Genomic DNA, 21125 nt, shown 5'->3' with positions numbered 1-21125 from the left:
GAAATTGTTCAACTACAGATAAAAAACAAGCAACATGGAACAGGAAAAACCTACAAAGCCGGAAACAGACAGAACCTTTCCGGAAGACGATGACACACTTTACCGTGAAATGACAGTGCACATGCCCCGCTGCTATTTTCCGACTTCGCTAGGCGAGAACAGTATCCTCAAATTTGCCGGAGAGGAATTCCGCCGCGTCAAGAATATTGTCTGCCGGCGCTACAACTTTAACGAGGACAAATATATCCGGGAGAACGCCGGCGTATCCCCTTTCGACTCTGTTCGAGGCAACTTCGAGCAGGAAGTGTACAGACGTCTCCGTAAGGATTATGCGCACCTCAGTATCATCTCCATCAGAAGATCACTTATGGAGAAAATCCGCGACGCCGTGAAGAAGGAGAACAACATCATCGGCACGTTCTACCGCAACTGCGGCGTACATTACCGGGAGGCGGAATCAGCGGAGTATGAAACCTCCCCGATAGTGGTGGTCCACAATTCCGCTTTTTACGGATACGGCGGTTATGAAAGTGCGACCGTTTATGAACTTTTCATCGACGGGAACGGCAAACTGCTCTGCACGCTCAACGGCGAAGCCGGCGAGGATTTCGATGAGCCCATCGGACAGGTACAGACCGAGGGATTGCTTGAGATTGCCCACTGGCTGGAAGAACACGGGTTCATCTCCGCTGATGTCAATGACGACGAGATTGTCGTATGCGAGGGGTGCGGTTCAGACAATATACAGACCCAGGCATGGGTGGATCCGAATGCCCGTACATTCATCGGTACCACGGGTATAGACCGCTATGATAACTGGTGCGACGAATGCGAGGACCATCAGCCATTCTGTACTTTAAAAGAGTTCAAAGAACGCATGGAGGAATGGTGGAACTCGTTGGACGCAAATCAAATGGAACAGATCACGGGTTGCCGTCAGGACAAGTGTCCGGCCGGAGACAACCATCAGGGGTTTGCCGAAACCTGCAATGAATGGTGGGAAAACAAGGGCTATGACGAGAAACGTAAAATCTGGAAAGAACATAATGACTGCTGATTATGATTTACAATCTTCTTAAACGCATACAGAACCTGTTGGCTTCCAAGCCGTCCGGGACAAAGGAGGAACAGGAAATCCTGAGTCTGGTCAGCCAGGCGCTTCCTGCAATGCTCAATGGGCATGATACGGAAACACTTGCCGCCAATGAGCTGCTGGTACGGATATGCCCCGACACCAAACGGCCGGTCCTCGTATGCCATAACGGCAACGGGCAGTGCCTGTGCCTGCACAATGGGACGACGGAAGAGGATGCCGTCGACGTGGACTTATGGCTGCGTTCCAACGGTAGAGAGTGTAACGGCTACAACAAGTTGCAGGAGGCTGTCGTGGACCTTGCCTACAATGCCGGGGCGGACAACCTGTGGGAGGACAGGGACTCCCGTGCCGTCAATGCCGAGATCGTCCAGTGGGCGGAAGAATTCGAGACTGAGCATGCGGGCACTGATTGGGATGCGGAGGACTACTTCCTTGCCATCGACAGGTTTTACAAGGAAAAGACAAAACAAATGAATCCGGTTACAATACCGGCGAACTGAAAAAATGGCAACCGAATGGACAAGGAAATTGCAGAAGAAATCATCCGGGAAAACCGTTATCCGTCCGGATATGACATACAAGACTATCTGTTTGACAATGAGGATACTGTGCTTTCTCTGGAGGACGGAACGGAGCTGCTTGATGACTTCGACCTCTGGAAAGAACGTTCCGACCTCGAACTTGAAAAAATCATGGACCGGAACTACTGGTCCTCGACTGGTGGATATTAGATTAAAAACAGGAATATAATTATGGTAAGAGAACTTTATCAACGGCTCAGGGAATATTTCAACAACTTACCCGAACCGACAGAAGAGGAAAGACAATTTATCCGGGAGCTGAACGCCGGGTATTTCCCTATCACGTCCGTCCACCGCGATGACCTGGAAGGACAAGGTTTCGATGTGGAAAAGATCAGCGATGACGACATGCAGAATCTGGCGGAAAAGATGGCCGACGATTACTGCGAACAGTTGTTCTGGCCCAGCATGGAAATCATTGCCGGAGAAATCCTGAGTTTCCCGAAAGTAAAAACAAAAGACATTATCTGTCCGAAATGCAATTCGGAAAATATCCGTTATGATATTCACGAAAGTCGGTTCCACTGCGGCGAGTGTTCCCTGGCATGGGATGACAAGTTATATGCACTCGTGGAATTTCCCGAGGAAAGTGCTCCTTTCGAGGAAGAAGGAACCGGTTATCCGGCATGGGGAAGCGGGGAGAACGGGGCGCTTTACGTGCCCGAGGAAGACTATATACGCCATACCGGCAAATCTCCCGAACGGGACAAGTGTTACCGTGCCGTGTGTTGGCCGGACTCCCAGAAATACATGGGAACGAAAGGTTGTGAACCCATACAGGATGAAAACGGGATACGGGATTTCGGCACATCGGCATACTGGGTGCCGCTGCTTCTGACGGAAGAAGCGGCAGAGCGACGAATGGACAAGAAAAAGGTACCGGTATGCCCCGAATGTGGGGGCACAGATATTGACATTCTGAGTGACGAGGGCGTGGCCGTATGCAATGACTGCTGCCTTGAATGGCCTTACGCGGAGGATTGAGAATGGAAACGGTAGATGTTTATACGGAACGAGGCGACCTGGTCACCTGTTCCGATTGCGGCAAGGTGATGCTCCTGCCGTATGGAGCGGATAAATGTCCCGCCTGCAAGAAAGAAGGTTGCCTGGTATGGACGGACGAAAGCTTGCGGGAAGCCGACATCGACTCCCTGCTCGAGAGGCACTGTAACCTGCACCAGAAGAGCGAACTGCAACCGGAGGAGTATCTTTCACTTTCCATACTGGTGACCGAGTATATTCCATATCTGGCCGATAAACCGCAGACAGCGCGTGAAACCCTGTTCCTACTCCTTGAAACCGGCTCTCTTTTCGAGAAATACTGGCGGGATACAAGATGCTTCCAATCCGAAAATATCTACACGCCCGCCATCAAGACACTGCTTGACAAACTGGACGTGAAACTGCGAGAGGGCGACACGATTCCGGTAGAATACCAGGATTGCCGCTCCCTGGAGGACTTCTTCAGGGTCGTTGCCGGCGAGCGTCCGGCAAAGGAAGAGGTATCGTTTTCTTCAGATAAGGAGGGAAACTATTATTTCAACGGACGCAAGGTCAAGGTGGAAAATTCTGACGAGTACGCCTACCGCCTGCTGAAAACCAAAATACAGACGAGCTACCGGCGTCCGGTAGATTTTTACTTCCGCTTCCTTGCCCGTTTCGGACCATACGGAACTTATGGCAACGTGTATTACCCGAGTATCACGGACCTGATATGCAGGCGTTACCTGCCTGAAACCGCAAAATGAATTCCGGAAAGGCGATGGACAACGGTTCACCGCCTTTCTTATTGTATAACTTTTTTAATATCAATCATTATGGCAACAGCATTAGCAACAACGGCCGCCCCCGTGCAGTTCGATTTCCAGAACAACAACGTCGAGGTGATGACGCTCGACACGCTCCGGCGCACACACAAGGAAAATGACATCTATGGCAACCCGCTCAAGGGAATCTACCATTACGAGGTGATAGAGCGCATGGCGGACATCTGCCAGAAACACAACCTGAATTACGAGGTGGAGGAAATCTTCGCCGCCCAGAACAAGAACAAGGCACAGCCCGGCGTGGTCGTCCTGCCCCAGGTGGAACAAAAGTACGGGGCGATGGCCGTCGAGGCGCATATCCTGCGCCGCGTTTATACGACCATCCGCATTAAGGAATGGGAAACGGACGAGCTGACCACGACGCTTGTCATCGCCTTCCATCAGGACGGCATCCAGGCGGCCATCGGCCCGTGCGTCAGGGTGTGCCACAACCAGTGCATCCTCTCCCCCGAACGCAGTGTGTCGAACTACGGGAAAGACAAAGTCACCACCGAAGAGCTTTTCGGTCGTGTAGACGAGTGGCTCTCGAACTTCGAGGTACAGATGAACGAGGACAGGGAACGCATCCGCCGCCTGAAAGCGAAAGTAATTACCCCGGTGGAGATGTACGCCTACATCGGATTGCTGACAGCATTGCGCGTATCGCATGACAGTTCCGACAAGCGTCTTTCGTCCAAGGTGGAGACCTATCCCCTGAACCAGTCCCAGATTTCCATCTTCACCGAGGACCTGCTCAAACTCACCGAAGAGAAGAAGACGCTCACGGCGTGGGATATCTATAACGTGGCAACCGAAATCTACAAGCCCGGACGTACGGACATTCCGGCCATGATTCCCCAGAACGGGGCGCTGGCCGAGCTGATGCTCTCGGAAGGGTTGCCGGAATCTTAAAAGGCTGCCACGTGACAAGAATCAAGGGACAACTGACGACAGCCGACTACCTGCCCATAGCGGAATATAACAGGCTGGTCCGCGGGCTTGAGAAGGACGGCGAGTACCTGTGGGAGACCTACTGCTGGCTGTCGTTCTGCACGGCATGCAGGGCCTCCGACGTGAGGACCCTGCGCTGGAAAGACATCTTAGGAAAAAGCACCATGACCCGCATCGAGCAGAAAACAAAGAAAAACCGCCTGATCAAGTTCAACAGGGACGTGCAGGAGAAGAACCGTTTCCTGTACGAGATGCTCGGACAACCCGCCCCCGAACAGTACATCTTTCTCAGCCCGCGTACCGGGAAACCTTACTCGCTGGAATACATCAACAGGCTGCTCAAGGTATTCAAGGTAAGGTACAGGCTGCCGATCAGGGCATTCTCCACACATACCTTCCGCAAGACTTTCGGGCGCTATGTCTACGAGCTGATGGGACGCTCGGCCGAGGGCCTGATCCTGCTCAACCAGATATTCCGCCATTCCAACCTGGAAACCACCCGGCGCTACATCGGGCTGGCGCAGGAGGACATCGACAAAGTGTTCGATTCCATACGTCTATGAGAATATTTTCAACGATGCCCGGAACCCGAGCGGGAGGTTCCGGGCTATGCTTTATATAACATATCAAAATCAGAACTGTAAATGGACACACCGATATATATCGACACATACTTCCGCGTCGAGTCCGGCTATGACGGCGGTCGCATGCCGGAAGAGAAAGCCGGACGCTTCTTCGACGAGGTAAAGCGCCTTTTCACGGAAACAGGGTTCAGCATCAAGGAAAACAAATACAAAGACGGTTGTCCCGAGGTGTATCTCGGAAAGACATGCCTGTACTGTCATCCCCAATCGTTATCGGGCCCTGTTCTTAAAGAGCACATGGAGCTTATCGAGAAGATTCTGGCACAAGGAACGACCTTCCGGTACCTACGTACTGACACTTACGGCGAGATTCTCGACCTGACGGAGGAGGAAGAACTCGCGTATTACCACAAGACTCATGACATGACTATCGGGGGTGTCTTTCTCGACGCCTTCCGCACCAAGCGCCGGAACCTGTACAAGAGCCGGGAGCAGGTGCTGGAAATACTCGTCGAAAAGCTGCGTGTCAAGACACTCCGTGGGAAGTCCGTTTATTCGAACACCTCCCCGGCATACCGTTATATCAGGGAAATGTACGGGAAAATGGTGTCTGAAGGACGGCTCGTCGAGGGATGCAAGCAAACCGCTTCCGGGAAACTGCCGCTCTGCCGCACGGCAACCGGCAGGGAACTGAAAATGAAAAGACGGGAAGACGACAGGACGGAATGACACGCGGTTCCGTACCGGACATGGCCGGATACCAGTCCGAAGACTTCTGTAAATCATAATTTTCAAGCCGGACTGTCAATCGAAAGAAGGACGACCCGGCTATACTTCAACAACAAGAGATAGCACTATTATGAGCATACAAATCGGAAAACTGTTGCCGGACGGCAGTGTCCGGCACATCAAGGCGCTCCATGAGACGCTTTCAAAAGACCTTGTGAGGAAACTCCGGGTGTTCTATCCCAATGACAGACGGGTAGATGCCCTGCTGTCGCTGGGCGACATACAAAAACTGGGACCGTCACCCTATGGAAAATGGACAGGAACCGGCGATACCGTCCACTGTTTTTCAAAGATCCGTGACGGACGGGAAACACCGCGGCAATCCGCATCACGCATCGCGGACAACGCAGACATTTTCGGCCGCATGGAGGACACGTGCCTCCTGTTCGATAACGGCAGATGGCATGTCATGGACAAGGGAGAATACTGTGAACAGCCGCTCTTCGTCGAAGATACGCCCTCCCATGACAGCATGAAACCGATCACGGTATATGTGAACAACCATGTCCGACTCGAAAAGATAAATACACCGCAGCACTGGCAGGGACTTGAGGAACTCGCCGAACGGGAATCCAGGATACTCTATGTCTACCGGGGGTGCCGCCTTGTGAGAATCGTCCGTTCGTCCAACCTTAAAAAGAAACTGTATGCGGCACAATAACATCGTATCGGCCATAGAATGGCTGCCGGAACACCTGTTCACGGAAGAGATCGTGGAAGCAGCCGTCGAAAGCAAGGAAATAGAGGTGCTGAGCCATATTCCGGGACGTTTCCTCACACCCGGACGTATAGAACGAATCATCGCGGGCAGCACGGAGAGCTGGCACAGCTTCGAGCTGCGCAATATTCCGGAGGCGTACCGTTCGGGAGCAGTCTGTGACTACGCCATGCGCAAAAAACCGAAGAATATCACGGCCGTTCCCGAAGCAATGGTTACCCGAGAAATGGCAGAAGCGGTCATCCGAAACGGACGCGGGGATTTCGACATTCTCGCCTTCATACCTGAACGCCTTTGGGATGCGCAACTGGCATACCTGGCCTTGCGCAGCTATATTTACGACCCGTATTACACGGACAGCAGGACAGACGCCGTCATGAAAACGGGGCTTATCCTCGGATATGTCCCCGTTGAGGTAAAGACTCAAGAGTTCTATTACGGGATGCTCGACGGGATGAAAATATTGAGCACGGTTACCGATGCCGTCGTGCCGTCCCGTTTCAAGACTGCGGCATACTACCGCAAGATGGCGGAACATGACCTCTCGCTTGTTCCCGCCCGGTTCTATTCCTATGAGATTCTCCATGCGGCTGTCTGTTCGACCGAAGGAAAAAACTTCATCACAGACCCCCAGTTTTTCAAGCCGTTGTCGGTATATCTGGACGACATGCTGGCGGACCGGCTGATGGAGAAACACCCTTACATGTTCGGGGAGTTGCCGAAGCGGTTCAAGACACCGGAAAGACTGGTCATTGCCATCGATAACAGCAAACGGGAGACGAACTGCTATATCGACGAGGAAACTGAACAATCCCTGCTCTCGGTGGAAGTGTGCAAGGCATTCATCCGAAGAAACGGCAACTGTCCCGAATTTCCTGAAAATGTATGGACGCGGGAATTTGTCGACTACTGCATGGAGCACGGGACGAGTTTCCGCTGGTTCCGCCAGATGCCCAAAAAGTTCCAGAGCTCCGCGAACACGCAGGCGGCGTATGATTACGGTCATTACCATATCTGTGACTTTGCCAAACGGTTCATCACTCCGCAAATGGCGAAGGAGTGCTACCAGGAGCGCAGTTATGCACATGCCATCCCCGGACATTTCCTCACGGAGTTCTGCCGACAGACCGGACTGCCCGAGAAGTTCTACGGCGGGGAAACCACGATGCTGTCGCTGAAAAACAGCCGTGACGACTATACTTACTGCAAAGTCGGCAATACCTGTCTGGCCTTTTACCTGAAAGAACAATACGAGCCGTCCTCGGCACATCTGATGATGACGCGGTCGGATTCAAAATACTGCACGCCGGAGAAGGTGTTCGACGTGCCTGTCGGAACCTTCCACCGCACGTGGCTGGAAAAGATCGTGGCGGAAAACGACCCCCGCTTTGTCAAACCCCGTGTGGACAAAGCGTTGAAAGCCGTACAGGCGGTCTGCTATTACGGTGTCGAGAAGTTGAAGGACCTGAACCGTACGGAAATCTTCCGCAACACCTTCATGGGTGAGACCATCGGTTACTGCGCCCGCCGCAGGGACCTGACCTACCACAGCGACAACTGCGGGACCCTTATCGAGGGCTTGAAGTTCAAGATCCGGGGAATGGCTGTCCCCGTAACCTTGGCGGAAGACATGACTCCTTATACGGCCGACATGCTGCACCGGAAGTTCGGCTTCTGCTATATCGGAATGACGGCATTCGCCACGGACTACGGCCTGGACATGGAGAAGGCATACACCTTTGCACAGATGCGCCAGATCGTAAGGGAGAAAGGGCACAAGCCGTCATTGAGAAACTACAAACGTGAACTGAAACAAATAAACATCATACAATGAAAAAATACCGGATAGCTATCGAAGAGACGCTCCGTAAGGTCGTGGAGATCGAGGCAGAAACGCCCGGTCTGGCCGTCTGCAGGGCGGAAGACGAATACAATGAAGAGAAACACGTGCTGTCAGCCGACAATTTCGCAGGAGCTGACATCGCGCTCTCGACTGATGACAGCACGGTCATGGAGACTCTGGAAGACGTGGATTTCATCGGATACGTGCAACGCCGTTTCGAGGAATGCCGGGAGTCCATATCCGTCGAAGACAAAGTCCGGCTGGCATTCGGAAGTTTCGACAACGCCCTGTATGAGTTCGGCGAATACCGTAAGGAGGCGGCCCGGAACCGCCCGCAGGTCTACCTGCTGTACCGGAGCGATGCCTGGCACAACCGTTCTTCCATGGAGCTCATAGCCCCGTTCTCCTCCCTCGAAAACATGATGGAGTACCTGCGGCGTAAGAAGAAGGAATTCCGCCTGACGGAAAGTGATCTGGAAGAGTTCAAGAACAACCGGCAGACGAAGGGGCGCGACGAAAACTACCTGTACGAGTCGGATTATTTGGATGTGCTGCCGGAACAGGAACCCGAACTGCCGCCGAAAGATGACGCTTTCTATGACAAGGTTTTCACCTGCGGGCAATCCGAGCTGTCACGCAGGGAGTTGGAATCTCTGCCGGAGCCGTTCGATACCTACCATGTTACGGACGAAGAAATGGAACAGATTGTGTACGAAACGGAAATGGAGACACGGGACCGGCTGCGGCTCGGTAAAAGAAAGCCCATAGATTTTGACAATGACCGCCATAGTGAAATCTGGTGGGAAGAAATGGAAAAAGCAGTGGTAAGGCACGGCGTACCGTACTACGAGGCCGAATAACGAAAATAGAACCTGTTCATCACATGCCATAATGATGACGGGCCGTCGCGGCTACGGCTGCGGCGGTCTTTTTTTTCAAAACGAGGTGAGTATTCCACCCCTTATACAAAACGATTACCTACTCTTAAAAAAACGGATTTATGAAACAGACAAGACAGGATTTCTTCACGGCGAACGGGGAAGGAATCAAAATCATGACATTTACGGAGTTCGCCCGGCATATCCTGCGTATGGAATGCGGGGAAAGTCTGGAACTGTATGCCGTTGTGAACCGGCAGACACGGGAATGCTCCCGGCCGCTCTCTGTCAGAAAGGAACAATGGAACGGTACGCCCTTTTACCTGCTCGGCGGGCACGGGCAGGAAGTCCGTACCATCAATTTTGCGGGTCGTCCGAAAGAGGAGTTTGAAACGACCTGCCATGATGTCTTGGACAGCTACGATGCCGTGGAAAGTATCGGGGCGGTCGTGTCAAGACTGCGTGAATTATCTCCTGAAGAACTGCATAAGCGGATTGCGGAAGAGATGAAGACCGGCTGTAAATACCTGTTGGTCTACCGCAGCGAGGAGGAGATGACGGCCGCACTCGACGGCAAGATATACGCCATCAGCGATACGGACGGCAAATTCCTTTGCGACCTGTATCAGCCGGATTATCTCCATCTGGAAAACGGGGGCGATATTGTGGACACCGCATCCATTCCGGACATGCATTTCCATTCCGATTGGGCAATCGCCAACCCCACGGTACGCGACAAGGTGCTCTCCTCCCGGATGGTGATTATATATACCCACGAAACGGTAACGCTATGATAGAGATTGGCAACAGGATAGAAACGCCGGAAGGTGTGTTCTATGAACTGGAATACGGAGGGGAAGGAAACATCTACAAGAACGAGGATGCCTTTCTCAACCGCCCCGATGAAGTGTGCTATGTACCTGAATACGCGGCAGAAGACCGTGAGGACTGGCGTGTGTCGGAGAGCAGTGACGGCTGTTTCACGCATAACTCACTGCTCGCCCTGTGCAAGGGTAATGAAGAGGTGTGCCAGGATCTGTTTTACAGCCTTGAATGGACGTACCCGACCACCTTGCTGGAAGAATGGGACTCGAACGGCTATTTCGATGAGATCGAGGGCTGGTATGACAGTAACGATTAAATGGAACGGCATATCATGGACAGGAAATACAAAATCACATACTCGGGAAAAATCACGGGCAAGACCCCGAACTACATATTGAGCCTGCGGGCGCATCTGAAAGGCATCTTCCCTGAAATGGAACGGTATGGTAAGGAAGAATTCGACCACGTGCTTCATTGCATCAGCTCGTTCATTGATGATTTTACCTTCAAGGTACGCAATTCCCGATACCGGGGAGACATCCTGAAAAGGACTATCAGTAACGACTGCCTGAAAGTGTTCAACCTGGGTGACGAGAAAGTGATACTGACCGTCTCCTTCACCCCGCTGGAAACATGAAACCAACAATATGACAGATATGGATAAAATACAGAAAGACAATGCGGAGCCGGGCAAAGCCCCGGACAAAATGAGCGCCGACAAGCTGCATCTGTTCGCCACCCAGTACGCCTTTATCGACGGACGGCTGCACGAGGCCGAGCAAGCCATGCTGAAATTCATGCTGGAGTTCCTGGCACAATATGGCCGCGTATCACTCGGCCTTACAGAAGAGGAGGAACTCGATGACAACAACTTCCCCGTCACGACAACCTTGTACGGGAAGCACGACACGCCCCGTATCAAGCTTACCGATGTCTACCTGACGGATGACGGGGAATATCTCCTTGCTGACGGAATAGATGCGGAGACCGGGGAAAAACGGGACGGATTCTATATCTACAGCGAACAATACGCCGATATCTTCCAGTTCGTCGGCCACGCTTCGGAGATGAACTGACGAATGAGGAACAACCATAAAACGAAATATCAATGGACTGTATCAAAGATTTACAAGACGCCATCCGCAACATTCTCGTGAACAACGGCCTTACGGAACTCTGTCTGGGAGAGCCTGACGAACTGGACGATCCCACCTATATCATCTGGTATGACAGGCACTGTGAGCCTCACGAAGACCCGGTATTGAAGGTTTACCTTGAAAATGAGGGCATTGCCGTTGAGGTCGAAGCCCGCAGTTTCGGGAACACGATAACCGTCTACGATTATGACATAGACCGTATTGAATGGTGGAAAGGCATTCATGCCAATATTCTGGAAGTGCTGGAGCGTGACGGCAAGCGCCGGTGTCCGGCCTGTGGCAGGACGGTCAAGGGGAAGCAGCGGTATTGCGGTGCCGGATGCCGTGATTTCATGACTCCCGGACCGACAGTGGAGCAGGTCGCGGAAAAAGCCAACCGGAATATCCGCAAACTGGCAAGCCTTGCCGCCGGAAAAGACAAGGCGTACCGGAAGCGGCTGATAGAGAAATATACCGTCGGTCCGTCATAAGCCGGCTTTGTTACACTAAAAAATGTATGATATTATGGCAACAAGAACCATTTACCTGACCGTACGGCTCGATATCGACAACCCGAAGGCTGATGAAATAACGGACGAAGAGGTTGACGAAATTATCAGCGAAGTGGACTATGAATTCAAAAATTACGGGGACTATGAAATCGACACGGAAATCTGCGGGAAAAATGACGAAGGTGGTCTTTAGACGCTATCCCGACGGACAGGTCATCGCCCTGTTCCCGGACATACCGTGGAGCGGACGGCGGGGTGAAATAACCTCCTACATGCATGTCGGCCAGCATGGCGCAGCCGACTATGCGGGCGTGATCGCCATGACACGGCCAGCCCATGAAAAGGAGTACCGCAACCCGCTTTCCGAACTGAGAGCCATCGGTTACGATGACCTACACATCATGCGGCGTGCAAGACCGAAATTCATAAACAGCTAAAAACAAATCTTATGTCTCATAAACCGAATGCCGTTCCTGTCTTGCAGGAGGGAACGGTCTATACAATTATACTTGACAACGGACGAAAGGTCCACGACGTAATCTATCATGCCTGTGTCGCCTCCGGCAAGTCGTATTTCGCCAAAGGCGATAAGACCTATCCCGCCGAAAAGGTGCGGAACCATTCAATCACCGGACATGCCGCATCGGACGGCTCTAGAAGGAACGGCACACCCAATCCCGACCGCTTCGCCATCACGGATGAAGTGTGCGAGGTCGTTGATGTAGTTACCACGCCGGAAACCAATCCGGAAATGTTCCGGTGTCGTGTCAAATGCCTGATGTATTCAGGCCTGTCACAAGCCGAGGCTGAGAAAGTCATCGCTTCAACGCCACTAAAGCTGGAACTCTTCTACGACGTAGGCCGTGGCAGTTTCGCTATTGACGCCGAGGCAGTTGGCAACACACCGCTGTATAATCCTTACACGGGAAAGGAAATCCCGGATGAAACCTAAGCCGAACTACATCGAATATGAGAGAACTATATATCAAGAATCTCTGCATCGAGATTACCCGACGTTGCAACATGCGCTGTACCCATTGCATGCGGGGAGATGCCGAATCCGTGGATATCCCTTTGAAACATATAAGCAACCTGCTGCGGCATGTCAGGCATATTCACCATTTCAACATCACGGGCGGCGAGCCGTCGCTTAACGTCCGGGCCATCCGCCATATCCTCGAACGGGTACGCGCCTACGGTATTACTGTCAATGACTTTTATATCGTAACCAACGGCTCTGCCACATCCCGTTCGGAGGAATTCATAGAAGCCTGCGCCGCACTGTACGAGTACCAGGAGGAAAAGGAACAGGACTCCGGCCACATGCTCGAAATGAGCGACGACCGCTTCCATGATCCGGCAGAGCATGCCGCCACGCTCGCGGCACTTTCCCCGTATCCCTTTTTCGGAGTCCGGGGACAGGCCGAGCGTATCTTCCTTTTCCGGGAAGGCCGCAGCACGGAGGGGTTTCCGAACCCTGTTCATGGGATTTATCTTACGGAGGAGAACTACGTTTACGGCGACCTCTGTCTCAATGCTGAAGGCATGGTTCTCTCCAACGGGGACCTGAGTTATGCCCGCCAACGGGAACATGCCCTGTGTCCCTGCGGGAAACTGATGCAATATCTCCGGATGACCTTGAAAAAGCGTCAAAAAGAAAGATTGTACGAATAAATACACAAATCAAAAAACTTATGTCAATCGTATGCAGTATCTGCGGCGGCACTGGAGTGAAATGTACCGCCGTCATCGACCCGAACACCAGACAGTTCCTCGAATTTACCCGCAACGCCTTGTCGGACGGCCGGTGCAGCCAGTGCGGCAACGTTGCCCTGACCGACCCTGACGAAGTAAAAGCCGGGCTGGACAAGCTTTGGACGGAATATACGGCGCGGCATCGTGCCGCCCCCAACTACACCTGCTGCGACATTGTCCGGCATGGTGATTACGACGGGTGTGAAAAGGCGTATATCCGCATCGGAGGCCCGTCAGACGTGGTCGAGAAGTATCCGGTCGTGGCCGTGTGCCGCGACCTCGAAGAGCTCAAATCACTTGCGCTCCCTGACCCGACGCGAGAATTTACCCTCATGGGAATTCAAGGGTTCGAGTTCCACGACGTGTTGGAAAACAAGACCTACGAGATCGGGGTGGACGACCTGAAAATTCCCGTCACGACGAAAGAGGTGCTGGACTTTTACCCGGCGGAACATCGGCTGAAAGAAACGGACATCGAACAATATGCCGCGGCTTACACGGCCCGTATCAAGGCGTACAGGGAGTATACCCGTCAGCTCGACGCCACACTCGTGCGGCGGCTTCTCGACAAAGAGCGGCTGATGAAAGTCGGCGAGAGCGACGGTTTCCGCTTGAAACTCCATTTCGACTGGTTTGTCATTTTAAAGCGGGAGAACGAAAGGATGTACGCGCCTTTCAAATACGCTGTAAATGCTTATTGTCTGGATAATATCCAAACTTTCGACCGTCGTTATGTCACGCTCGAAGATGCCTTGCTCCACTGCCTGAACGGTTTCAACGAGAACGCGAACATTCCTAACCGTTACAAGTCCATCGGGCATTACCTGTCGGGGAAATCCTGACGACGGGCAGTGTATCGACGGGTTACCGGAGGCCACGGGTGCTTTCCCCTTGACCGGAATACCGTCGGAACAAGTAACAATGTAACCAAAGAATAAAAAATATGATGAATGATTATAAAATCAAGAACATTCTCGAATCCCTGAAAGAGGAGGTCGAGAACGGGAAGGTATCCCTGCGGGAAGCTGCTGTCGAACTTCATAAAGCCGGCTGGACGAATTTCATCGACATCGACGCCACGAGGAACCTACTGAAGACCCGGAATGTAACGGGGAACGGAAATGTCCCGGGAGTTTCCGACATGATGGGAAAATACCGCGAGATGAAAGCGGCGCACCCGGATGCCCTGTACATTTTCCGAAACGGGGAATCTTGTGAATTGTATGAGGATGATGCCATCGCCGCTTCCGGCATTTTGGGCATTGCCACCGCCGAACGCGTCGACGGGCAAGGGAAAGGCGTCAAGGAACTGCGGTTTTCTTTTCGTGACCTGGACGTGTATCTCCCCAAACTGATACGCGCCGGAAACCGGGTGGCTGTCTGCGAACCGAATCAAACCGGTTCGGGCAAACGAGTTTGATAACCATTAAATAACAAATATTCAAAACCCAAAGACACATGATAAAGATAACAACGATTTTCGGCGAGGACGCCGTACGGGAATATGAAGAGAACAATGAACTGCCTTCTGAAGAATGGCTGGCGGATAACGGGGGCGTCGTGGACGAGAAAGAGTTCGAGACTGAGGCGGAGTACAATGCCTACATCGCCGGGGTAAACGATGCCGACGGATGGAGTGATTATCATATCATACGCCACCGGTCGGAAGAGGCGGACACCTCGAGAGAGGAAAATCTCTGGCTACGTCTCGGAATTAGCGTCCGGGGCAGCCGGGAGGACATCGAAAGGATTCTAAACGGGGACACCGAAACCCTTCGGAAACTGCTCGATGCCGGACGTTATGGGATTGGCGGAGAGACCTATGTCCCTGGTTCGACCGTCGAGGGGTACAACGAGGACCACGACACGGAGTTCGAGGAGGAAGACGTGGAGTTCCATTTATAATAAAACCACACCATCTGCAATAATGATAACAGTAAAAGTTCTACTCGGTAAGGATACTGTAAGCATATACAGGAAAACCGGGGATATCTCGTCGGTGGAGAGCACGGCCGAATCCGGGGGATATGTGATAACCAGACATTTCGAGACCGAAGCTGAATACAAAGCCTACGCAATGGCTGTGGAAGACCTGGACGGACATGAAGACTGGCAGATGCTGGCTCCTGCCGTTACGCCGGAAGCTCCGTTCCGCAAAGGGGAATTTGTCCGGCTGACAGACGATGCAATTAAGCGGATACGTGAAAGTTTCGGGGACGGACCGGCTGACTACAGAAAGGAAATGATTTTGGAGGTGATTGCCTGGTGCCGCTATGAAGGCACATGGATCATTGAAGTCCGAGATATCCGTGAAGACGATACTCAGGAGTTCGATGCCGTTTTTCTGCGCCCCTTGACGGCACGGGATCTCGTGGCTATTTCCGCACCCCGACACCCGCTATCCACTGCGATATATCCTATTCACATCCGATAACTTAAATGATGCATGATGGAAAATATATTCATACTGCCCGGAAACGAACAGGAACTGTTTAACCGGTATTTAGATAACAACGAATACGGCCCTCTGAAAGAACGGCTGGAACTGGTCAGGAAAGCCTTGAGCAACAAGCTTTCCCCGGATGAACGCAATAAGCACGGGCTGAACGTGGGTGTGCATGAACTGTCCATGGAACGTAAGGAACTGGAAAGAAAGATATTCCAAATGGCACTCAAATCCTTTGCAGAACGGGTTTGTGACGAGCAACGCGCTCTTTGCGAACAGGGGTTCTGGCAGGCACCGTGCGGCAAAGAGGCGGAATATATCTCCTCCGCTCCGGTTCCGGACCTTGTAACGGACGTGAAGCAGTACAAGACCATTTGCCGCTGGTGGGAGAAGCTGTCCGATACCAGGAGGCTGAAGGTAGCGGCGATGTTTGCAAACGAACTGGGACCGATATACGGGCACGACACCGAAACGCTGGAACGGATTTATAGCCGCTGGTTTCTACTCTCCTTAGATGGCAAACAACGCATCTACCATTCATGGACCACAAACGAAAAACAGACTTCACTATGCCATACAAAAGCTCGGGAATAATCATCAGCGGGACACAATATGACCGCAGGCAGAAGCTCACTCCTTTTCAGAAGGCTGAAATTTTCCACCGTTACATGACAGAAGCTGTCAGCCAGCGCCAGCTTGCCCGGGAATACGGTGTCAGCCGCAGGCTGATAACCTTCATTGTGAACCCAGAAAGCGAAGAGCGGAACAAGGAACTGCTGAGAGAGAACAAGGCAAAAGGCTTGTATAAATATGACCGGAAGAAACATACCGAAAATATACGCAACCACCGTCGTTACAAACAGAGATTATTTCAAGAAGGTAAAATCATACTAAAAGATGGATAGACAATGAGAATACAGGAGAAACAAAAAGCGTTGGAACAGGAAGTTATAGCCAACCTGTGTGCGATACCGAAAATGCCGGAAAATATGTTGCCCCATACGGTATATGTCGAGGAGGAAGGGGAAGACGGGTATGGGCACGGGATACCGGTATACACCATGTACCGGTTGGAGGAGATACGCACGGACGGAAGCTGCACGCTTTACAACGCGGAAAGCCGGGAGCGTTTCACCTGCCGCCACCTGCATGAGATTAACATGGACTGGCTGGTGACAGTCTGGGAACGTTATCTGGAACTCTGTGTCGAGCAGGATATCTGGAAAGGGAATGCCGTTGCATTCCTGAAAGACCGTACCGGCAAACCGGAAGAGGAAATCATTTCATTCGTGGAAACCTCGTGGGACAAATGCCAGGCTTATACAGACAACCTCAAGGCGTTTCTTGGGGAAGATAAAGACCTGGAAATATGGATATTCTCTTTCCCGCTGGACGAATTTGAACGTGACGTTCCGGCCGGGAAAATCATCGTTGATTACGAAAATAACCCCGCAACGCGGGTTGAGAAGATGATACCGCTGGAATTTACGGCCAACATCAATGATGAATGTTTTGATGACCGGAACAATTGGGTAAGAGCCATTGAACTTCCCAAGCAGGAATAATAAACTATTTGAATCAATAAATATGATTACAAAAGAAAACATTGGCAACGAGACCTTTGAGTCTATGACCATCAATGACACGCCTGCATTGTTTACGGATATGCGGATTGACCGGAATGCCGTTCCGGAGGGACTGTACGCATACGATATCCGGGAGTCGGATGACGGGGACCGTCTGGCGACCATCGAACCGACGGTGATGGTAAATCATGGCGGAACCATCCTGACCAGGAAAGAGTTTATCACGGAAAAGGACGGCTATGTACAGATTGACGAATACGGTTTCGAGGACTCCATGACACTGGAAGAGTGGCTTGAGGAAAACAATTAAATGTATAAAGGATATGGATATTAAGGAACTGACAGAAAGGTATCGGGATCGTTTCGATGCCCATTACCTGCAAGACGATAACGGAACCGGCAGAAAAGGTCGGAAACGGAAAAAGGAAGTTGAGACCCCGAATTTTCTCAAGGATGTCATCCGGCCGATCCTGGACACTTTGCCGGACTTGTTGCCGGAGTACGGGTTCACCAAAACTACGGATGATTACGCCATGTACGGCGAGTATTACCGTATCAAGGCGGGTATCGTCCTCGTGGGAGGTTTTTCCATCGATGAGGATTTTAACCTGTACTTCACGCCATTGTTCCATGGCAAAGCCTGCGGTAAGAGTCAAAAAATCGACAGCATCGGACAACTCGTTGAAATCATCCGCGAACAATTTGAAAGAAGGGAGGTGAAGATGAAAGGATAGTTTCATGCAATAGACATGGGTCGTTCCGTAATTTATTGTATATTTGTCAGATGAAGAAAGTCTGTATATGTATTTCGGACGAAAGCCCGGCAGTTGAACGGATTACAGGCACTTTCATGTTTGGCTGACATCAAACCTAATATATCTATTTGATATGAAAAAGGAAGAGATTATTCGCCGCTGTTACGGCGGCATGAAGGAAAGGCATGGCGTGGAAACCATCATCCTTTTCCATGTCGGAGATTCATTCGAGGCGTATTTTGATGATGCCGAAACGATTACCCGGATCACGGAAGTGCCCCGGTTCAAGATGACGGCGGCGGGTATACCTGCCATCAGGATTTCCGACGCCGCCTTGGAAGAATGTAGAAACCGGTTGCTGGATGCAGGATGCAAGGTATGCGTGTCCGAGGTCCGGGGGGTATCCGGCCGCCACATTCTCAAAATCAATGAAACAAATACGGAAACGGGCCGATGAATTGGTATTGATAGCGGCAGCAATAGGTCCTTGGACACTGTTGGTGGTAGCGGTATTAATCATCGGAACGCTGAAATGCTGTCTGACCACGGACTCGGACAGCATTGACGAAAGTATCAACAAATCACCGGGGATAGTCGCGCATGTCATGGTACTGGACAGTACGGATAATGGTTTTCGGGTGGTTTATGCGACGGCTGAGCCGGTAACGGATGAAAGGTTTGCCGAGATATGCGACAGGCCGGGTATTCTGGAGGGGTTCGAGAACCTGAAACGGAAAGCTCCCGAACACTTTGGCGGCAACCTGCTGGAAACCGACATCTGTGACTTCGCGTTGTACGCCTACCGGTTTCCTATCGATAAGGACGTACGGATACACAATATCTTTGTCGCCGGTAAAGAGAAAATGGACTTCTATGTCCGGAACAACCCGGACCTGCCCGGGTGCGCTACATGGATGCACCACGGTACGGAACAAGGGAACCAATATCTGAATGCTGACGATATAAATCACTGTATACCCAACGGAAGGCGGATTTACCGTTATTGGAAATGCCGTTATCTACTGCAAACTTCTGATACTGACGAGCGTTTCAGTCATTTTACAGAGGAGGAAAGGCTGTACTGAATGCAGCCTTTTCTCTATATATATTACACATAACCATCTGAAAATTAATAACTAAAACGTTTTGTTGGCGTGAAAAATTGGCATATATTTGTATGGAAAAGTGACCCATTGAAAACAGATTGTCAATTGAAAGCAATAGATTGAATATGAAAGAACAGTAATATGACATCGGAAAAATCGCAACTGAAGTTTGCGAGATCGGAAGAGACGGGCGAACTGATAGGGTTCGTTTCGCGCCATTCCAAGACACGTAAATTGATGGGAGTCCGTGAAGACTCAAGATTCGGCAAGCAGATTTGTGTCCTTTCGGAAGACCTGAAAGGAACTCTCGAGCCAAACATACTATACTCGGTAGAGTTGAAACCCATGCACAAAGCCAACGGGTATGTAGTCGTTGCCGCTACCCCCGTGTTATTTCAGGCGCATGTGGAAACAGTGATCGTCCCGAAGACATTGTATCAAGTAACTGTGACGTTCGGCAACAAAAAGATTTTCTTCGACCCGAAAGACGGCAAGAGCGTAATGAGCCGCACAATAGACGGTGTGCTGGAAATCCTCAAGGGACGCAAGGATATCAAGTACAAGGAAGGTGTCATCACCGACTATCTGAATCAGGCGCGTGCTCTGGTACGACGTATGGAATCCGACGGGTTCATCTATACGGGAGACAGACATCAGGGAGGAATTCAATGAAAGAAAAACCGGTCGTGGGTATTGCGACCGACGGTGCCCATTCTGCAAAAGAGAGGTTGACACGCTTCCGGGCTGTCGACCTCTCTTCAGGAAAAGAACTCTTTTCCAAAGCTATCGGTAACTGGACGAACAATATCGGGGAGTTTCTCGGCATTGTCGAGGCGGTCAGATATGTCATGGAACATCCGGAAAGTCCGCGAACAATCTACTCGGACAGCATTACAGCCATCACGTGGTATTGTAACAAACAGACAGCCTCTTCACGCAGATGCCCGGCATTGCAGAAAGCGGAGATATTCCTCAAAGTGATGGAGGCAAGAATCAAGGACATCGAAGTGCTGCACTGGGACAACCGCCTGTGGGGTGAGATTCCTGCCGACTTCGGAAACAAATAACAACATCAATATGGCAAAATTAAAATCACAGTCACAGAAATATGTTGAGCTGAAGGAGGAAGACTACCTGCTGCTCATCGAGAATACCATCAAGATGGAAGCCCTGAAGATTGCCGGTATCGAAAAGATGCCCATATACAAGGCTATGGAACATATCCTTGAACACGAGCACATCGACCTGCTCGTCAAACCCGTTTCAAGGAGATATTCTTGATTTTTTTAGGTGGACAATAATACACCCCACAAGCAAAATCAATGCTTATCAGTACCAAATGATAGTATATAATAACAATTAATGTAAATCAATGCAAATCAGATGATTAAGAAAGTGGCGCATGTACGGAATTATCTATACCATACATGCGCCACTTTGCTCTATACACTTTTTGATTTCCTTGATTGATAAAAGAAGGTTCTTTTCCAGTGTTTTACAATCCGACTTTTTTATATACTTTTGTCTTCAGTATCAGTTGGTTATTGAAACCCTCTATGTATGCTTATAAGTAGAGATTAGCTTTTTTAAGCGAAACTAACTACTGGTTATCAATCAATTATCAAACAAAAAAAGTTTGCCTTTATAGACTTATCCTCTTTCTTTTAATTTGTGGACGGGGAGGGAGTCGAACCCTCATGGCGAAGCTATTGATTTCGGCATCTGTTTTTACCACGCATTCTTTTTTGAGCATTAACCG

The 21125-nt window shown here is 51.0% G+C and carries 35 protein-coding genes; 34 read left to right on the top strand and 1 reads right to left on the bottom strand.

All coding sequences use genetic code 11. The annotated features are described in order from the left end of the window. Nucleotides 1–34 precede the first annotated feature (34 nt). From N5O98_RS10375 to N5O98_RS10325, 11 genes are all read left to right on the top strand, one after another. On the top strand, nucleotides 35–1057 hold the full coding sequence (locus N5O98_RS10375; protein ID WP_004293653.1) for a hypothetical protein: 1023 nt from the start codon (nucleotides 35–37) through the stop codon (nucleotides 1055–1057). A gap of 2 nt (nucleotides 1058–1059) precedes the next feature. Beyond that, nucleotides 1060–1596 carry a hypothetical protein gene (locus tag N5O98_RS10370; RefSeq protein WP_004293654.1) on the top strand — a complete coding sequence of 179 codons (537 nt, stop codon included), beginning with the start codon at nucleotides 1060–1062 and terminating at the stop codon, nucleotides 1594–1596. 15 nt (nucleotides 1597–1611) lie between these two features. After that, nucleotides 1612–1827: a hypothetical protein gene (locus N5O98_RS10365; protein WP_004303944.1), complete on the top strand. Its 216-nt coding sequence runs from the start codon at nucleotides 1612–1614 to the stop codon at nucleotides 1825–1827. A 21-nt stretch (nucleotides 1828–1848) separates the two neighbouring features. Beyond that, nucleotides 1849–2661, top strand: coding sequence for a hypothetical protein (locus N5O98_RS10360; protein WP_004293656.1), 813 nt, complete (start codon nucleotides 1849–1851; stop codon nucleotides 2659–2661). Beyond that, a complete protein-coding gene (locus N5O98_RS10355) occupies nucleotides 2640–3425 on the top strand; it encodes a hypothetical protein (RefSeq protein ID WP_004293657.1) in 786 nt (261 codons plus the stop codon). Before N5O98_RS10360 ends, N5O98_RS10355 begins: the two co-directional genes overlap by 22 nt. Before the next feature lie 69 nt (nucleotides 3426–3494). Continuing rightward, nucleotides 3495–4394, top strand: coding sequence for a DUF932 domain-containing protein (locus N5O98_RS10350; protein WP_004293658.1), 900 nt, complete (start codon nucleotides 3495–3497; stop codon nucleotides 4392–4394). 11 nt (nucleotides 4395–4405) lie between these two features. Further along, nucleotides 4406–4996: a tyrosine-type recombinase/integrase gene (locus N5O98_RS10345; protein ID WP_004293659.1), complete on the top strand. Its 591-nt coding sequence runs from the start codon at nucleotides 4406–4408 to the stop codon at nucleotides 4994–4996. A gap of 81 nt (nucleotides 4997–5077) precedes the next feature. Beyond that, nucleotides 5078–5746, top strand: coding sequence for a hypothetical protein (locus N5O98_RS10340; RefSeq protein ID WP_004293660.1), 669 nt, complete (start codon nucleotides 5078–5080; stop codon nucleotides 5744–5746). 130 nt (nucleotides 5747–5876) lie between these two features. Beyond that, complete coding sequence (locus N5O98_RS10335) at nucleotides 5877–6467, top strand: hypothetical protein (RefSeq protein ID WP_004293661.1); 591 nt, start codon at nucleotides 5877–5879, stop codon at nucleotides 6465–6467. Then, nucleotides 6454–8358 carry a hypothetical protein gene (locus N5O98_RS10330; protein WP_008143046.1) on the top strand — a complete coding sequence of 635 codons (1905 nt, stop codon included), beginning with the start codon at nucleotides 6454–6456 and terminating at the stop codon, nucleotides 8356–8358. Before N5O98_RS10335 ends, N5O98_RS10330 begins: the two co-directional genes overlap by 14 nt. Continuing rightward, the gene (locus N5O98_RS10325) at nucleotides 8355–9227 is read left to right on the top strand and encodes a DpnD/PcfM family protein (RefSeq protein WP_004293663.1); all 873 of its coding nucleotides are present in this window, start codon (nucleotides 8355–8357) and stop codon (nucleotides 9225–9227) included. Before N5O98_RS10330 ends, N5O98_RS10325 begins: the two co-directional genes overlap by 4 nt. Nucleotides 9228–9328: 101 nt before the next feature. Here N5O98_RS10325 and N5O98_RS10320 read toward each other — a convergent pair whose 3' ends face one another. After that, nucleotides 9329–9649 (bottom strand): hypothetical protein, encoded by a 321-nt coding sequence (locus tag N5O98_RS10320; protein WP_229092425.1) that lies wholly within the window; start codon nucleotides 9647–9649, stop codon nucleotides 9329–9331. A 45-nt stretch (nucleotides 9650–9694) separates the two neighbouring features. On the opposite strand from N5O98_RS10320, the gene N5O98_RS10315 reads away from it, so the two are divergent. The 23 genes from N5O98_RS10315 to N5O98_RS10205 all read left to right on the top strand — a co-directional run bounded on the left by N5O98_RS10315 (nucleotide 9695) and on the right by N5O98_RS10205 (nucleotide 20647). After that, nucleotides 9695–10039 carry a hypothetical protein gene (locus N5O98_RS10315; RefSeq protein WP_229092426.1) on the top strand — a complete coding sequence of 115 codons (345 nt, stop codon included), beginning with the start codon at nucleotides 9695–9697 and terminating at the stop codon, nucleotides 10037–10039. Continuing rightward, nucleotides 10036–10386 (top strand): hypothetical protein, encoded by a 351-nt coding sequence (locus N5O98_RS10310; protein WP_004293665.1) that lies wholly within the window; start codon nucleotides 10036–10038, stop codon nucleotides 10384–10386. Before N5O98_RS10315 ends, N5O98_RS10310 begins: the two co-directional genes overlap by 4 nt. Further along, complete coding sequence (locus N5O98_RS10305; RefSeq protein ID WP_004293666.1) at nucleotides 10387–10707, top strand: hypothetical protein; 321 nt, start codon at nucleotides 10387–10389, stop codon at nucleotides 10705–10707. 19 nt (nucleotides 10708–10726) lie between these two features. Then, nucleotides 10727–11146, top strand: a complete 420-nt coding sequence (locus tag N5O98_RS10300; RefSeq protein ID WP_004303935.1) for a hypothetical protein — start codon at nucleotides 10727–10729, stop codon at nucleotides 11144–11146. A 32-nt stretch (nucleotides 11147–11178) separates the two neighbouring features. Continuing rightward, nucleotides 11179–11697, top strand: a complete 519-nt coding sequence (locus tag N5O98_RS10295) for a hypothetical protein (protein WP_004293668.1) — start codon at nucleotides 11179–11181, stop codon at nucleotides 11695–11697. Between the two features lie 34 nt (nucleotides 11698–11731). Beyond that, the gene (locus N5O98_RS10290; protein ID WP_004293669.1) at nucleotides 11732–11911 is read left to right on the top strand and encodes a hypothetical protein; all 180 of its coding nucleotides are present in this window, start codon (nucleotides 11732–11734) and stop codon (nucleotides 11909–11911) included. Beyond that, entirely contained in the window at nucleotides 11892–12155 is a 264-nt protein-coding gene (locus N5O98_RS10285) for a hypothetical protein (protein ID WP_004293670.1), read from the top strand. The genes N5O98_RS10290 and N5O98_RS10285 overlap by 20 nt, the downstream gene beginning before the upstream one ends. 11 nt (nucleotides 12156–12166) lie before the next feature. Then, nucleotides 12167–12670, top strand: coding sequence for a hypothetical protein (locus N5O98_RS10280; protein WP_004293671.1), 504 nt, complete (start codon nucleotides 12167–12169; stop codon nucleotides 12668–12670). Nucleotides 12671–12687: 17 nt separating this feature from the next. Beyond that, entirely contained in the window at nucleotides 12688–13392 is a 705-nt protein-coding gene (locus N5O98_RS10275) for a radical SAM protein (RefSeq protein WP_008672671.1), read from the top strand. Between the two features lie 20 nt (nucleotides 13393–13412). Next, nucleotides 13413–14315: a hypothetical protein gene (locus tag N5O98_RS10270; RefSeq protein WP_004293673.1), complete on the top strand. Its 903-nt coding sequence runs from the start codon at nucleotides 13413–13415 to the stop codon at nucleotides 14313–14315. Nucleotides 14316–14416: 101 nt separating this feature from the next. Then, the gene (locus N5O98_RS10265) at nucleotides 14417–14893 is read left to right on the top strand and encodes a hypothetical protein (RefSeq protein ID WP_008143055.1); all 477 of its coding nucleotides are present in this window, start codon (nucleotides 14417–14419) and stop codon (nucleotides 14891–14893) included. A 38-nt stretch (nucleotides 14894–14931) separates the two neighbouring features. Then, complete coding sequence (locus N5O98_RS10260) at nucleotides 14932–15378, top strand: hypothetical protein (protein ID WP_004293675.1); 447 nt, start codon at nucleotides 14932–14934, stop codon at nucleotides 15376–15378. Nucleotides 15379–15502: 124 nt separating this feature from the next. Beyond that, nucleotides 15503–15907: a hypothetical protein gene (locus N5O98_RS10255; protein ID WP_229120435.1), complete on the top strand. Its 405-nt coding sequence runs from the start codon at nucleotides 15503–15505 to the stop codon at nucleotides 15905–15907. Between the two features lie 12 nt (nucleotides 15908–15919). Beyond that, the gene (locus N5O98_RS10250; RefSeq protein ID WP_008143060.1) at nucleotides 15920–16513 is read left to right on the top strand and encodes a hypothetical protein; all 594 of its coding nucleotides are present in this window, start codon (nucleotides 15920–15922) and stop codon (nucleotides 16511–16513) included. Then, complete coding sequence (locus tag N5O98_RS10245; RefSeq protein ID WP_004293678.1) at nucleotides 16489–16824, top strand: hypothetical protein; 336 nt, start codon at nucleotides 16489–16491, stop codon at nucleotides 16822–16824. Before N5O98_RS10250 ends, N5O98_RS10245 begins: the two co-directional genes overlap by 25 nt. 3 nt (nucleotides 16825–16827) lie before the next feature. Then, nucleotides 16828–17484: a hypothetical protein gene (locus N5O98_RS10240; RefSeq protein WP_117677922.1), complete on the top strand. Its 657-nt coding sequence runs from the start codon at nucleotides 16828–16830 to the stop codon at nucleotides 17482–17484. A gap of 22 nt (nucleotides 17485–17506) precedes the next feature. Beyond that, on the top strand, nucleotides 17507–17815 hold the full coding sequence (locus tag N5O98_RS10235; RefSeq protein WP_008143065.1) for an LPD28 domain-containing protein: 309 nt from the start codon (nucleotides 17507–17509) through the stop codon (nucleotides 17813–17815). Then, complete coding sequence (locus tag N5O98_RS10230; protein ID WP_229118740.1) at nucleotides 17799–18239, top strand: hypothetical protein; 441 nt, start codon at nucleotides 17799–17801, stop codon at nucleotides 18237–18239. The genes N5O98_RS10235 and N5O98_RS10230 overlap by 17 nt, the downstream gene beginning before the upstream one ends. Nucleotides 18240–18393: 154 nt before the next feature. Continuing rightward, nucleotides 18394–18717 (top strand): hypothetical protein, encoded by a 324-nt coding sequence (locus N5O98_RS10225; protein ID WP_004293682.1) that lies wholly within the window; start codon nucleotides 18394–18396, stop codon nucleotides 18715–18717. Next, nucleotides 18689–19345, top strand: coding sequence for a hypothetical protein (locus N5O98_RS10220; protein ID WP_008143069.1), 657 nt, complete (start codon nucleotides 18689–18691; stop codon nucleotides 19343–19345). Before N5O98_RS10225 ends, N5O98_RS10220 begins: the two co-directional genes overlap by 29 nt. Before the next feature lie 162 nt (nucleotides 19346–19507). Next, nucleotides 19508–20038, top strand: coding sequence for a hypothetical protein (locus tag N5O98_RS10215; RefSeq protein ID WP_004293684.1), 531 nt, complete (start codon nucleotides 19508–19510; stop codon nucleotides 20036–20038). Continuing rightward, nucleotides 20035–20433, top strand: coding sequence for a hypothetical protein (locus tag N5O98_RS10210; protein WP_008143073.1), 399 nt, complete (start codon nucleotides 20035–20037; stop codon nucleotides 20431–20433). Before N5O98_RS10215 ends, N5O98_RS10210 begins: the two co-directional genes overlap by 4 nt. A 10-nt stretch (nucleotides 20434–20443) precedes the next feature. Further along, nucleotides 20444–20647 (top strand): hypothetical protein, encoded by a 204-nt coding sequence (locus N5O98_RS10205; RefSeq protein WP_004303920.1) that lies wholly within the window; start codon nucleotides 20444–20446, stop codon nucleotides 20645–20647. The last annotated feature ends 478 nt before the right edge of the window (nucleotides 20648–21125 follow it).

Origin of the sequence: Bacteroides sp. LFL-34 (genome assembly GCF_027257075.1) — a bacterium.
GTDB lineage: Bacteria > Bacteroidota > Bacteroidia > Bacteroidales > Bacteroidaceae > Bacteroides > Bacteroides ovatus.
Note: the sequence above shows the minus strand (reverse complement) of the source record. Positions and strands in the feature narration are given on the sequence as shown.